We start from the raw sequence: 13,225 nt of genomic DNA, 5'->3' as shown, positions 1-13,225 counted from the left end.
ATGGAAGCCATATTTGCCGCAACCCTGGGCATCCTCACCGCCAGCGGTGTGTACCTGCTGCTGCGCGCGCGGACCTTCCCGGTAGTGCTGGGGCTGACGCTGATTTCCTATGCGGTCAACCTGTTCCTGTTTGCCATGGGCCGCCTGCAGAGTGGCGTGGTCACGGTGATCGGCAAGAGCAGCGAGTACGCTGACCCGCTGCCGCAAGCGCTGGTGCTGACTGCCATCGTGATCGGCTTTGCCATGACCGCCTTCGTCGTAGTGCTGGCGCTGCGCAGCGTGGGCGAAACCCAGACCGACCATGTTGACGGCCAGGAGCCTGCGCAATGAACCACGGCTTGATCCTGCCCATCCTGCTGCCGATGTTTGCCGGCAGCCTGTTGCTGCTGGGCGCGGGCTTGAGCCTGCGAGTCAAACGCAGCCTGTCGCTGCTGGCCACCTTGTTGCTGCTGCCATTGAGCGGCTATCTGCTCTGGCTGGCTGATCAGGACGTGCTGCAGGTGTATGCCGCCGGTAACTGGGCAGCGCCGTTCGGCATCATCCTGCTGCTTGATCGCCTGAGCGCCTTGCTGCTGGTGGTCACGGCGGTGCTTGGCAGCTTTGCCTTGCTCTATGCAGTGCGGGGTGATGATCAGCGCGGGCAGAGTTTCCATGCGTTGTTCCAGTTCCAGTTGATGGGCATTAACGGTGCCTTTCTCACCGGCGATCTGTTCAACCTGTTCGTATTCTTCGAAATCCTGCTGATCGCCTCCTACTCGCTGTTGGTGCATGGCGGCGGAGTAGAGCGAGTGCGTGCGGGGCTGCATTACGTGGTGCTGAACCTGGTGGGCTCGGCGTTCTTCCTGCTTGCGGTAGGCGTGCTGTATGGCATCACCGGCACCCTGAACATGGCCGATATGGCCAGTCGGGTGGCCGCTGCCGGGCCGGATGATGCGGCGCTGCTCGGTGCTGCCGGGCTGTTGCTGCTGGTGGTATTTGGCCTCAAGGCGGCGTTTCTGCCGTTGTATTTCTGGCTGCCCAAGGCCTATGCCTCGGCCACTGCGCCGGTCGCTGCGCTGTTTGCGATCATGACCAAGGTCGGCCTGTATTCGATCATCCGCGTGTACACGCTGATCTTCGGTGACGATGCCGGCAGCCTGGCCAATATGGCCAACGACTGGCTCTGGCCAATTGCCCTGCTGACCCTGGCGCTGGGCGTGATCGGCGCGCTGGCTGCGGTCAGCCTGCAGGGCCTCTTGGCCTATCTGGTGGTGGTGTCGGTCGGCACCTTGCTCGCCGGTATTGCCATCGGCACCGAGCAAGCCCTGGCCGCCGCCTTGTATTACCTGGTGCACAGCACTTGGGTGGCAGGCGGGATGTTCCTGCTGGCGGACTTGATTAGCCGTCAGCGCGGCGACAAGCAGGGGCTGCTGGTGCAGGGCCCGGCGCTGCAGAATCCGCATCTGCTCGGCGGCCTGTTCTTCTTCGGCGCGATTGCTGTGGCCGGCCTGCCGCCGCTCTCCGGGTTTATCGGCAAGCTGCTGTTGCTGCGCTCGCTGGAGCCGGGTGTGCAGGCGCTCATGCTGTGGCCCGTGGTGCTGGGCGGCGGTCTGCTGACCCTGATTGCCCTGAGCCGTGCCGGCAGTATGCTGTTCTGGCGTGTCGGCCTGAGCCAGCTGGACAGCGCCGAGCTGGACTACGGCCGGCTGCTGGCCTGCGCCGGCTTGCTGCTGCTCAGCCTGCTGCTGATGGTTGGCGCCGCGCCGCTGCTCAGTTACGTCGAGGCCACGGCCAGTCAACTGCATGACCTGGCGTTGTACCGGCAAATCATCGAATCGGGAGCTGTACGATGAAAGCACGTCGCTGGTTACCCCATCCGCTGCTGAGCCTGTGCCTGTTACTGGTCTGGCTGCTGTTGATGAATGACCTGAGCCTGGGCCACTGGCTGCTCGGGGCGCTGCTCGGCTGGGCGATTCCGCTGTTGACCCAGGTGTTCTGGATCAACCCGCCACGGGTCTACAAGCCCTTCAAACTGTGCCTGTTTTTGCTGCGCATCCTCGGCGATATCGTCACCGCCAACCTGCAGGTGGCCAAGCTGATCCTCGGGCCGCCCGCCAAGCTGCGCCCGGCGTTCGTGGAGATTCCCATGCTGCTGGAAGATGAACTGGCGCTGACCATGCTCACCAGCATCATCTCGCTGACCCCGGGCACGGTATCCGCTGACCTTAGCGATGACCGCAAGATGCTCCTGGTACACGGCCTCGATGTGCCGGACGCCGAAGCCTTGGTGGCGGAAATCAAACAGCGCTACGAAGCACCCTTGCTGGAGGTATTCACATGCTCGCCTACGTGATTCCGCTGTGCCTGGTGATCATCGGCCTGGCCCTGGTACTGACCATGGCGCGCCTGATCATCGGCCCGGATTTGCCCGACCGCATCCTGGCTCTGGATACCCTGTATATCAACGCGATTGCCATGTTGGTGCTGTTTGGCATCTGGTTGGGCAGCGATCTGTATTTTGAAGCGGCCCTGCTGATTGCGGTGATGGGCTTTATAGGCACGGTGGCCGTGGCCAAGTATTTGCTGCGTGGCGACATCATCGAGTAACAACGTTCTACGGAGACTGCTGAATGGATACTTGGATCGAAGCGCTGGTGGCGCTGTTTCTGCTGATTGGCAGCCTGTTCGCCTTGATTGGTGCAATCGGCCTGTACCGCCTGCCGGACTTCTTTATGCGCCTGCACGGCCCGACCAAGGCCAGCACCCTGGGCGTGGGCGGCATGGTGATCGCCTCGCTGATCTACTTCAGCTTTCGTGGCGAGGGTGTCAGCCTGCATGAGCTGCTGATCGCTCTGTTTCTGTTTATCACCGCACCGGTCAGCGCTCATATGCTGGCCAAGGCCGCGCTGCAGCAGAAGCTGCAGATCAACGAGCAAACTCGCGGTAAACCCTGGGAACAATAAGGTGCCGGTTGCGTCGCGCTTCCTGTGGGAGGGGCTTTAGCCGCGACGGCTGTCTCGTCTCGAACCACCCCACACAGTTCGCGGCGCTGACTGTATCTGTCGGCGCCGCGTATGCCTCTCTACACTGCAGCCTTTAGTCAGGGGCTTGGGTATGCGTGAGCAGGGAAGGGGCATTGCGGTGATCTGCCTGGTGATCGCCATGGCGCTGTGGGGCAGTTCCTTTATTGCGCTGAAACTGGCCTTTGCCGAGTTGCCGCCGTTGTGGGTGATCTTCGGCCGTATGGCCTTGGGCAGCCTGGTGTTTTTGCTGGCGTGGCGCTGGCGTGGACAGATGCACTACCGCGCCGGTGACTGGAAATACCTGCTGGGCCTGGCCGCCTGCGAACCCTGTCTGTATTTCCTCTTCGAAGCCCTGGCGCTGCAACACACCAGCGCCGCACAGGCTGGCATGGTCACGGCCTTGTTGCCGCTGCTGGTGGCGGTGGGGGCGTTTATCTTCCTGCGCGAACGGATCAGCCGCATCACCCTGGCCGGTTTTCTCCTGGCCCTGATCGGCGCCGTATGGCTGAGCCTGGCCGGTAGCGCCGATGAGCATGCCAGCAACCCGATTCTCGGTAACTTCTACGAGCTGCTCGCGATGCTCTGCGCTATGGGTTACACCCTGCTGCTCAAGCACCTGTCATCGCGTTATTCGCCCTTTCTGCTGACCGCCATGGTGGCCTTTGTAGGCACTATTTTCTTTCTGCCGTTGGCACTGCTCAGCGCGCCGTTGCCAGCCAGCGTCAGCTCCATGGGCTTGGGCGCGGTGGCGTACCTGGGGATTCTGGTCACGGTGGGCGCTTACGGGTTGTACAACTTCGGCGTCAGCCGCCTGCCGGCCAGCCAGGCGTCGGGCTTTACCAACCTGATCCCGGTATTCACCCTGCTGTTCGCCATACTGCTATTGGGCGAAAGCCTGAATGCTGTGCAGATGCTGGCGGCGGGATTGGTGTTCGCTGGCGTATTGCTAAGTCAGTGGCGCGGTACGCGCGTGGTACCAGCCGGTGTTTTGGATTAGGGGGTAAGGCATGAGTGATTCAAGAACTTGGGCGCGCGAGGCTATCCGTATTATCGAGGCGGATTTTCAGCGCAGCGCCGATACCCATCTGATTCCCTTGGCACTGCCGGGCTTGTCAGGCGTCGAGTTGTATTTCAAGGACGAATCCAGCCACCCCACTGGCAGCCTCAAGCACCGCCTGGCGCGCTCGCTGTTTCTCTATGCGCTGTGTAACGGCTGGCTCAAGCCCGGTGCGCCGGTGATCGAGGCGTCCAGCGGTTCCACGGCAATCTCCGAGGCCTACTTCGCCCGCTTGCTGGGGCTACCGTTTATCGCGGTGATGCCGGCCAGCACCTCGAAGGAGAAGATCGCGCAGATCGCCTTCTACGGCGGCCAGAGCCATCTGGTGACGGACCCGACGCAGATCTACGCCGAGTCCGAGCGCCTGGCGCGCGAGACCGGCGGGCATTTTATGGATCAGTTCACCTACGCCGAGCGCGCCACCGATTGGCGCGCCAACAACAATATTGCCGAGTCGATTTTCCAGCAGCTGCGCAGCGAGCGCTTTCCCGAGCCGAGCTGGCTGGTGTCCAGCCCAGGCACTGGCGGTACCCTGGCAACGTTGGGGCGCTATGTGCGCTATCGCCGCCACAGCACCCTGGTGTTGTGCGCCGATGCCGAGCGTTCGGTGTTCTTCGATTACTACCGCACGGGTGATGCCAGCCTGTGCCTGAATCATGGTTCGCGCATCGAAGGCATTGGTCGGCCACGGGTCGAGGCGTCCTTTCTGCCGTCGGTGATCGATGCCATGTGCAAGGTGCCGGATGCCTTGTCGTTGGCCGCCATGCATTACCTGGCGCAGCGCCTGGGCCGCAAAGTGGGCGGCTCCAGCGGGACCAATCTGATTGGCGCGCTATTGGTGGCGCAGCGGATGGTCGCGGCGGGGGAATCCGGTTCGGTGGTGGCGATTCTCTGCGATGGTGGCGAGCGCTATGCCGATACCTACTACGATCAGGCCTGGCTCAGCGCCCAGGGTTTCGACCTGACTGGGTTAATCGCAACGGTGGCCGATTGCGCCGAGCGCGGCGTCGCGCTACCCGGTGACTTGCCCACGGCTGGGCTGTAACGGCTGGCTGCACACTGCTGTGCGTTACCTGCAAGGCTAAAAACTCCGGCTGCCTTGGCCGCCGGAGTTGTGAGTGGTTTGGCTTTCAGGCCGAAAAACCACCATCAATCATCAGGCTGGAACCGGTGATATAGCCGGCTTCCGGGCCTGCCAGATAGGCCACGAAACTGGCAATTTCTTCGGCACGACCATAGCGGTTAATGGCCATCAGCTGTTTCAGGCTGTCAGCAAACTCGCCGTTTTCCGGGTTCATCTCGGTGTCCACCGGGCCTGGTTGCAGGTTGTTTACGGTGATGCCACGGCTGCCCAGGTCGCGGGCCAGGCCCTTGGTCAAACCCACCAGCGCGGCCTTGCTCATGGCATACACCGCGCCACCGGCAAAGGGCATGCGCTCGGCATTGGTGCTGCCGATGTTGATGATGCGGCCGCCATCGTTGAGGTGTTTGGCCGCTTCCTGGCTGGCGATCACCACGCTGCGGACGTTGATCGACAGCGTGCGGTCGATGTCTTCGATACTCATCTGTTCAATCGGTGCGATAGCCAGTACGCCGGCGTTATTGACCAGAATATCCAGTTGGCCAAAGGTGCTCAGGGTTTGCTGAATGGCGCCGCGAATAGCGCTTTCACTGGCACTGTCGGCCTGGATGGCTAGGGCTTTGCCGCCGGCCGCCTGGATTTCCTGCACCAGTGCTTCGGCGTGCTGAGCGCTTTGGCTGTAGCTCAGGGCAACAGCGGCACCTTCACGAGCCAGGCGTTTGGCGATGGCGGCGCCAATGCCACGGGAACCGCCTTGGATAAAGGCAACTTTGTTACTGAGGGGCAGGGTGGTGGTAGTCATGTCGATCTCCATACAAGTAAGTGGGTGTTTGGGTACTTCTTGGTGTTGGAGTGAGTATCTGCTGCGGATTGGTTTCTAATAAGCCACTAATGCGCATATGCTTTCGATCCAAATGCTATCGAATGCCGCCGTCAGGAACCGCCGATGGACACCCTAAATTGCATCGAATGCTTTATTCGCAGCGCCCAGGCCGGCAGCTTCGCTGAAGCGGCGCGGCGCTTGGGGCTGACCCCGGCCGCGGTCGGCAAGAATGTGGCGCGGCTAGAAACCAGCTTGGATGTGCGGCTGTTTCACCGCAGTACGCGCAAGCTCAGCCTTACCGAGGCGGGGGAGTATTTTCTGGCTGATGCGGCGGGGGGCTTGAGTGCTCTGCAATTGGCCATGGGCAACCTCACCAGCCTGCGCAGCCAGCCGGCGGGCACCTTGAAGGTGAGCATGGGGTTATCGTTCGGTCGCGAGTATATGGTGCCGCTATTGGGCGAGTTCCTGCGGCGCTATCCGCGCATCATGCCGGATTGGCATTTTGATAACCGTCAGGTTGATCTGGTCGCCGAAGGTTTTGATGTCGCGATTGGCGGCGGCTTTGATATTCCCCAAGGTGTTGTGGCGCGCGAATTGGCGCCGGCACATCGCGTGTTGCTGGCGGCGCCGCAGTACCTTGCCCAGGCTGCGCCACTGGATTCACCGGCTGATCTTCCCCAGCACGCCGGCATCTTGATTCGCTCACCACAAACCGGGCGCGTGCGGCCTTGGACATTGCGTAATCGAGAGGGCTTGCTGGCCTCGGTGGAGATGAAAACCCGCATGACGTTCAGCGACCCAGAGGCTGCCTGTGTGGCTGCCGAGGCTGGTTTGGGCATCGCTCTGGTGAGCACCGGGCATGCGCTGACGTACCTGCGGCGGGGCACGGTGCAGCGCGTACTGCCGGATTGGCATGTAGACGCCGGGGCGATTTCGATCTATTTCGCCGGGCAGAAATTGCTGCCGCAAAAGACTCGGGTGTTTATTGATTTTGTCCGCGAGCAATTTCGGCAGCAGGGGCTGGAGAAACTGTTGTCAGCGCTGTAGGAGAGCTGGTTCTGAAAAGCAGGGCAGCCTGTTCTAGGCGGGTTCAGCAATACTCAGGATGACGCGAATCAGCGCTTCGCTTACGTCAATAGCATCCACTCAGGCGAAGAGCACGCGGGATGCTGCGCAAGGCTGGTTTTGTCGAACTGAGAGCTACGCCGACCTTGGGCGCCGCCCCAACGCTTCGCGGCGCACTGCACCCGCTTGCCTGCGCCCGGGCATTAGCCTGCAGCTGGCCAAACCATGCTGGTCTAGAGTCACTGCTGTGGGTGGGCGTACACCGCGCCCCCAATGCAGCAGGAGAAATGCCGTGGGAATTGTGCGCAGCTGTTTGCACATGCTGCTGTGGTCAGTCGTTGGGTTGAGCGGGTCGGCGTTGGCTGCCGATGATACGGCAGGGTCGAAGGACCATCCGCTGCTGTCCCGCTACCCGAACTCGCATATCGTCGAATACGAGCAGAACTACAACGCCGCGCAGTTCGCCACCGGCACTCAGGACGGCGTGCCGCAGCGCCAGACCGTGGAAGGCGATGCCACGCAGATTCGCTATTTCCACAACGCGGTAGACAGCCAGCCGAGCCCGCTGCAGCTGCTGCGCAACTACCAGAACGCGATCAAGTCGATTGGCGGCGAAGTGATTTACGAGCGCCTGCCGCAGGATGGCGATGGCGGCGAAACCACACTGAAGGTCACGACCGGTGGTAAGGAGGTGTGGGTGCGCCTCGAACCTGAGATTTTCAGCGCACCGACCCAGAGCTACAAACTGGTGATAGTCGAAGTGGCGGCCATGCAGCAGGTGGTCAGCGCCAATCAGTTACTCGATGAACTCAACCGCAACGGCTTTATCGCTTTGTATATCAACTTCGACACCGGCAAAGCCGAGCTCAAGGCCGATGGCCAGGCCACCGTGGCGGAGATTGTCAGCATGCTGAAAGCCGCGCCGGCTCTGCGTCTGGCCATCGAAGGCCATACCGACAGTCAGGGCCAGGCGGAGGCCAACAAGCTGTTATCCGAGCAGCGTGCGCAGAGCGTGATGAACGCCATCGTTGCCGCCGGTATCGAGGCGCAGCGGCTGACCGCCGCCGGCTTCGGTCAGGAACGGCCAGTAGCGGACAATCGCAGCGAAGAAGGGCGGGCGAAGAATCGCCGGGTCGAACTGGTCAAGCTGTAGTCCGTACGCTGTTTGGATTGCAGGCAGCGTACGTTTGATGGCTTAGAGCAGGTTGTTAGATGGGCTCGGCAATCCCCAGCATGTCGCGAATCAGCGCTTCGGCCACGCGAATGCCATCCACCCCGGCGGAGAGAATGCCGCCGGCGTAACCCGCGCCTTCCCCGGCCGGGTACAGGCCACGAACGTTGAGGCTTTGCATGTCCGCGCCACGGGTGATGCGTAGCGGCGAGGAGGTGCGGGTTTCGATGCCGGTGAGTACCGCGTCATGCAGGTCGAAGCCTTTGATCTGTTTGCCGAAGGCCGGCAGCGCTTCGCGGATCGCTTCGATGGCAAAATCCGGCAGCGCCAGGGCCAAGTCGCCCAGCTTGATCCCCGGTTTGTACGACGGCTCGACGCTGCCCAGTTCGGTGGACGGCTTGCCGGCGATAAAGTCGCCGACCAGTTGCCCCGGCGCTTCGTAGGTGCTGCCGCCGAGCAGATAGGCCTGGGACTCCAGGCGCTCCTGCAGCTCTACACCGGCCAGCGGACCGCCCGGGTAATCCTGCTCCGGGGTGATGCCGACGACGATGCCGGCGTTGGCGTTGCGCTCATTACGCGAGTACTGGCTCATGCCGTTGGTCACCACGCGGTTCGGCTCCGAGGTGGCTGCGACCACGGTGCCGCCTGGGCACATGCAGAAGCTGTAGACCGAGCGGCCGTTCTTGGCGTGGTGCACCAGTTTGTAATCTGCGGCGCCGAGCTTGGGGTGGCCGGCGTATTTACCGAGGCGTGCGCGGTCGATCAGACCTTGCGGGTGCTCGATGCGAAAGCCCACCGAGAACGGCTTGGCCTCCATAAACACCTCGCGCTTGTGCAGCATGCGGAAGGTGTCACGCGAGCTGTGACCCAGGGCCAGGATCACCTGGCGGCTGAGAATCTGCTCGCCACTGTCGAGCACCACACCCTTGAGCTGACCATTTTCGATCAGCACATCGCTGACGCGCTGCTGAAAGCGTACTTCGCCGCCCAGGGCTTTGATCTCTTCGCGCATGGTGGCGACCACGCCGGTAAGGCGGAAGGTGCCGATATGCGGCTTGCTGACATAGAGGATCTCGTCCGGCGCGCCGGCCTTGACGAACTCATGCAGCACCTTGCGCCCGTAATGCTTGGGGTCCTTGATCTGGCTGTACAGCTTGCCATCGGAGAAGGTGCCGGCACCGCCTTCGCCGAACTGCACGTTGGACTCGGGGTTGAGCACGTTCTTGCGCCACAGGCCCCAGGTATCCTTGGTGCGCTGGCGCACTTCGGTGCCGCGCTCCAGCACGATGGGCTTGAGTCCGGCCTGGGCGAGAATCAGCGCGGCGAAAATCCCGCACGGGCCGAAACCGACGACCAGCGGGCGCTCTGCGAGGTTCTCAGGCGCCATGCCGACCGGTTTGTAAGCGGTATCCGGGGTGACGCTGATATGCCGGTCATCGCTGAATTTGGCCAGCAATGACGCTTCATCACGCAGCTCGCAGTCGATGGTGTAGATGAAGTGCATCTCAGTGGATTTTTTGCGCGCATCGTAGCTGCGCTTGAACAAGGTGAAGCCAAGCAGCTCGCTGTCGGCAATCCCCAGGCGCTGGACAATGGCCGGGCGCAGGGCCTCGTCGGGATGATCGAGGGGCAGCTTGAGTTCGGTGATACGAAGCATGAGGGGCGATCCACTTTCAGGGCCGGAGGCAACCCGGCAGCTTTTAAAAGGCGGCGATTATACGCCTGATCTGTGGTTAAAGGCCGCCGTCTATAGCGGGCAGCGGCCTGTCATATGGATGAGTGCTAGCGCGCCTCAGGCTTTACCCAGGCCAGCATCACATCGAGCATGCGGTTGGCGAAGGCCCATTCGTTGTCATACCAAGCCAAGACCTTGACCAGATCGCCCTGCACGCGGGTGTGGCTGAGGTCGACCACGCAGGACACCGGGTAGCCATTGAAGTCGCTGGACACCAGCGCCAGCTCGTTGCACTCCATCACCCCCGGCGGCAACTGCAAGGCGCCGGCCTTTAGCGCGGCGTTGATCGCTTCGCGGCTGGTCGGGCGTTCGCTGGTAAAGGTCAGATCGACCAGTGAGACGTTGGGCGTGGGTACGCGTATCGACAAACCATCCAGGCGGCCGATCAGCTCCGGCATGACCAGGCCGATTGCTTTGGCCGCACCGGTGCTGGTGGGGATCATCGACAGCGCGGCGGCACGGGCGCGGTAGAGGTCGCTGTGGGTCTTGTCCAGCAGGTTCTGGTCATTGGTGTAGGAGTGGATGGTGTTGACCAGCCCCTGACGAATGCCCACGGCTTCGTGCAACACCTTGGCCATCGGCGCCAGGCAGTTGGTGGTGCAGGAGGCGTTGGAAACGATCTGCTGATCGCCCAGCAACTGGTGGTTAACGCCGTAGACCACGGTCAGGTCGGCGCTGTCCAGCGGGTGCGAGAGCAGCACGCGCGGGCTGCCGGCGCTGATGTGCTGTTCGACCTGGGCGCGTTTTTTCAGCTTGCCGGTGCATTCGAGCACCAGATCCACCGCGTGCTCACGCCAGGGCAGATTGCTCACTTCGCGCTCACGCAGCAGCTGGATCGGGTGGCCGTTGACCAGCAAGGTATCGCCGTCCAGGCTGATATCCCCAGGAAAGCGGCCGAAGGTGGAGTCGAAGCGGGTGAGGTGGGCGAGGGTGCTTTGTTCACCCAGATCATTGATCGCGGTGAGGTGGATCTGCTGCTCCAGTTTGCGCTCGAACAACGCGCGCACCAGGCAGCGACCGATACGTCCATATCCATTGATAGCAATGCGCAGCATAACGATATCCCTTTGGCTGTCTTCCCTTGCAGCTTAGGCCAATCGTCTACCAAGCGGCTGATCTATCTCAGCTATCTGCGCATTGATCGGTGTATCCACGGCTCAGTCGTTGCGGGCGCCACCCAGGTAGGCACAGCCTCGCAGAACTTCGCCGTTGAGGCGTAATTCAGCACTCATGTGCTGCACCGCACCACTCATGCCGTCAACGCAGCGCTGGCGGGCGACCCACAGATCCAGGCGTTGGCCGTTGGCTTCGCTGCTAAGGTTGAGACGGCCTTCGGGCAATTGCTCTTCCAGGTAAGGCAGTGCTTGAGGTTCCTGGCCGGGGCGGTTGAGGATCAGGCCCTGATTGCTTACCGCAATATTCCAGTCCGGCTCGTGGCCGCTGGCGCGCAGGATGGTGCGGGCGAAGTTGATGTCTGTGCAGCCATGGCCTTCCGCCTGTACGCGGTACACCTGGCTCGGCACGAACTGGCCATCGACACCTTTCTGCGCATTGGCCTGCAGCTGGCCGCGCATATCGACATACAGCGTTGCGTGGCCGTCAGCGAATAGCGTGCTGGCATCGCTGCTCAGCTCGGCGGCGCTGTCTTCCTTGAGGATAAATTGACGTTGTTCCTGGCAGGGGCGAAACAGCAACTGGCCCGCGTTCAGGCTCAGCTCGCCTTGCATGCGCGTCTGCTTGATCAGCGGCTCGGCGGGTTTGTCGGTAAACACCTGGCAACTGGCGAGCAGTGGCAACAAGGCAACGTAAAAAGGGCGGCTGAAACGCATCGTGGCACTCCTGAAAAGTGCGCTCACGTTACCTAGGCCCCTGGCGTATCACAAGGGCATGCCGCCGCTGGCGACGGCATTTTCAGCCCGGCTGGGCAGATCTATCAGGGTTGTGCAGCCTGCTGCTTGACGTGCCTGAAGGTTAGCCGTTGGTTTTGATGGTTGTGGTTGGACCATTGGTCTTGACCGACTCAATACCGGTCTCACGGCCAGCGGCAGCCTTGTACATCTGGCTGGTGCCAATCACCTGATGGTTGGCCGCTTTGAGGTTGAAGTAGAAGCGCCCATCACTGGCATCCTTGCGCTCGTAGTGCTCATCGGCAGGCGCATTCTTTTGCACCGAAGCAATGCCGCCTTCCGCAGCCGCGCGGGTCTCGTACTGCTCACTGCGCAAAATCACCTCGGCATTACCTGCCTTCAATACGAAAAAGAACTGGCCTTTATCGTTCTTCGAAAGTTCATACCAACCAGCCATGGCGGCCTCCATCAAATAAAAGGGAAGGGGTAGAACAGCGATCAACGCAACTACGGGCGTGATCGACGGGCAAAAGCATAGCAAGGGCGTGTGACAGTACGCGGTGAGGTGGTGTTAGCAGCTGCGCTGGCCGTGCTTGAGGAGATTGTTTGCTGTGCGTTACTCGCCAGACAGATCCGACTCCTGGTCTGGGTCGCCCAGAAGGAATGTGTCGCCATTGCTTGCGGTCAAGGTAGCTGTGCCCAGGTTGCGGATAACCCACTGCCATTGGCCATAACGGCTCTGTAACGTGCCGCGCGCAGTGCAGGGGCCGTAGAGAAAAAAGTCATGCTGCTGACGCGATGAAATAAGTACTGCCCGCGCAAAGAAGGCCTTTACCTGCTCTGGACTGATCATGAACGTGGCACAGCCTTCAGACTGCGGACCGATCCCCTGTTCTTGTACATGGATTTTGGTAATCGTCCCTATGGGCGATGCAAAGCCGGTAAGTGGTAGCAATAGTATTAATAACAGTAGACCTGCGAGTATTTGGCAGGTCTTACGGGCAGAGATAGGCGCTTGCTGTTTGGTCATGGCTTGAGGTGTTTTGTGTCTTGATTATTGTGATTGAAGTACTTGTGAGTAATGTCGTAATAAAACGGATATTTGATGTGGTCGAAGGTTTGCTTAAGGGGCGGGCTTTAGCCTGTTCCAGTGAGCGGGGCGAATGGGTTGAGCCAGTTGTTATGTCTCATCATCAAGTTCGGCGGCTCGTAATAGCTGGTTGCTGCGTCGCACTGTCAAAATATCAACCTGATCTCTGACGCTATAAATAACCCGATACGCTCCAAACACTACTTCTCTGATGCGGTGTGCGCCCACCTCTGGAACCATGCGGCCACTTTCAGGAAAGTCAGCCAAACGTTCTACTGTGGCAAATAACTCATCGACCCACTTAACTGCAGCAGCAGGCTTGTCTTCGGCAATGTATTGAGCGATATCTTCTAC

16 protein-coding genes are annotated in these 13,225 nt (G+C 61.0%); 9 read left to right on the top strand and 7 right to left on the bottom strand.

The window, feature by feature from the left end; translation table 11 throughout:
* The 7 genes from Q8O69_RS02090 to Q8O69_RS02060 all read left to right on the top strand — a co-directional run bounded on the left by Q8O69_RS02090 (position 1) and on the right by Q8O69_RS02060 (position 5,104).
* Positions 1-330 carry a Na+/H+ antiporter subunit C gene (locus Q8O69_RS02090; RefSeq protein ID WP_233686045.1) on the top strand — a complete coding sequence of 110 codons (330 nt, stop codon included), beginning with the start codon at positions 1-3 and terminating at the stop codon, positions 328-330.
* Complete coding sequence (locus Q8O69_RS02085) at positions 327-1,832, top strand: monovalent cation/H+ antiporter subunit D (protein WP_305589255.1); 1,506 nt, start codon at positions 327-329, stop codon at positions 1,830-1,832. Before Q8O69_RS02090 ends, Q8O69_RS02085 begins: the two co-directional genes overlap by 4 nt.
* On the top strand, positions 1,829-2,332 hold the full coding sequence (locus Q8O69_RS02080; RefSeq protein WP_305589254.1) for a Na+/H+ antiporter subunit E: 504 nt from the start codon (positions 1,829-1,831) through the stop codon (positions 2,330-2,332). Before Q8O69_RS02085 ends, Q8O69_RS02080 begins: the two co-directional genes overlap by 4 nt.
* Positions 2,317-2,586 (top strand): K+/H+ antiporter subunit F, encoded by a 270-nt coding sequence (locus Q8O69_RS02075; protein WP_160015225.1) that lies wholly within the window; start codon positions 2,317-2,319, stop codon positions 2,584-2,586. Before Q8O69_RS02080 ends, Q8O69_RS02075 begins: the two co-directional genes overlap by 16 nt.
* A gap of 23 nt (positions 2,587-2,609) precedes the next feature.
* Positions 2,610-2,942: a Na+/H+ antiporter subunit G gene (locus Q8O69_RS02070; protein WP_305589253.1), complete on the top strand. Its 333-nt coding sequence runs from the start codon at positions 2,610-2,612 to the stop codon at positions 2,940-2,942.
* A gap of 151 nt (positions 2,943-3,093) precedes the next feature.
* Positions 3,094-3,999, top strand: a complete 906-nt coding sequence (locus Q8O69_RS02065) for a DMT family transporter (RefSeq protein ID WP_305589252.1) — start codon at positions 3,094-3,096, stop codon at positions 3,997-3,999.
* Between the two features lie 10 nt (positions 4,000-4,009).
* Positions 4,010-5,104: a PLP-dependent cysteine synthase family protein gene (locus Q8O69_RS02060; RefSeq protein WP_305589251.1), complete on the top strand. Its 1,095-nt coding sequence runs from the start codon at positions 4,010-4,012 to the stop codon at positions 5,102-5,104.
* 85 nt (positions 5,105-5,189) lie between these two features.
* Here the strand turns inward: Q8O69_RS02060 and Q8O69_RS02055 are convergent, their stop codons facing one another.
* Complete coding sequence (locus Q8O69_RS02055; RefSeq protein ID WP_305589250.1) at positions 5,190-5,942, bottom strand: 3-oxoacyl-ACP reductase family protein; 753 nt, start codon at positions 5,940-5,942, stop codon at positions 5,190-5,192.
* Between the two features lie 144 nt (positions 5,943-6,086).
* On the opposite strand from Q8O69_RS02055, the gene Q8O69_RS02050 reads away from it, so the two are divergent.
* Positions 6,087-7,010 (top strand): LysR family transcriptional regulator, encoded by a 924-nt coding sequence (locus Q8O69_RS02050; protein ID WP_305589249.1) that lies wholly within the window; start codon positions 6,087-6,089, stop codon positions 7,008-7,010.
* 310 nt (positions 7,011-7,320) lie between these two features.
* Positions 7,321-8,181 carry an OmpA family protein gene (locus Q8O69_RS02045; RefSeq protein ID WP_305589247.1) on the top strand — a complete coding sequence of 287 codons (861 nt, stop codon included), beginning with the start codon at positions 7,321-7,323 and terminating at the stop codon, positions 8,179-8,181.
* 55 nt (positions 8,182-8,236) lie between these two features.
* Here the strand turns inward: Q8O69_RS02045 and Q8O69_RS02040 are convergent, their stop codons facing one another.
* The 6 genes from Q8O69_RS02040 to Q8O69_RS02015 all read right to left on the bottom strand — a co-directional run.
* A complete protein-coding gene (locus Q8O69_RS02040) occupies positions 8,237-9,856 on the bottom strand; it encodes an NAD(P)/FAD-dependent oxidoreductase (protein ID WP_305589245.1) in 1,620 nt (539 codons plus the stop codon).
* A 125-nt stretch (positions 9,857-9,981) separates the two neighbouring features.
* The gene (gene gap, locus Q8O69_RS02035; protein WP_305589244.1) at positions 9,982-10,989 is read right to left on the bottom strand and encodes a type I glyceraldehyde-3-phosphate dehydrogenase; all 1,008 of its coding nucleotides are present in this window, start codon (positions 10,987-10,989) and stop codon (positions 9,982-9,984) included.
* Positions 10,990-11,091: 102 nt separating this feature from the next.
* Positions 11,092-11,763, bottom strand: a complete 672-nt coding sequence (locus Q8O69_RS02030; protein ID WP_305589242.1) for a COG3650 family protein — start codon at positions 11,761-11,763, stop codon at positions 11,092-11,094.
* Positions 11,764-11,905: 142 nt separating this feature from the next.
* On the bottom strand, positions 11,906-12,238 hold the full coding sequence (locus Q8O69_RS02025; RefSeq protein ID WP_305589240.1) for a YegP family protein: 333 nt from the start codon (positions 12,236-12,238) through the stop codon (positions 11,906-11,908).
* A gap of 159 nt (positions 12,239-12,397) precedes the next feature.
* On the bottom strand, positions 12,398-12,811 hold the full coding sequence (locus Q8O69_RS02020) for a hypothetical protein (protein ID WP_305589239.1): 414 nt from the start codon (positions 12,809-12,811) through the stop codon (positions 12,398-12,400).
* 150 nt (positions 12,812-12,961) lie between these two features.
* The coding region (locus Q8O69_RS02015) for a type II toxin-antitoxin system RelE/ParE family toxin (protein WP_305589238.1) at positions 12,962-13,225 on the bottom strand (264 nt) is incomplete at its 5' end.

This window comes from Pseudomonas sp., from assembly GCF_030690725.1.
Lineage (GTDB): Bacteria > Pseudomonadota > Gammaproteobacteria > Pseudomonadales > Pseudomonadaceae > Aquipseudomonas.
This window is presented reverse-complemented; position numbering and strand designations above follow the sequence as displayed.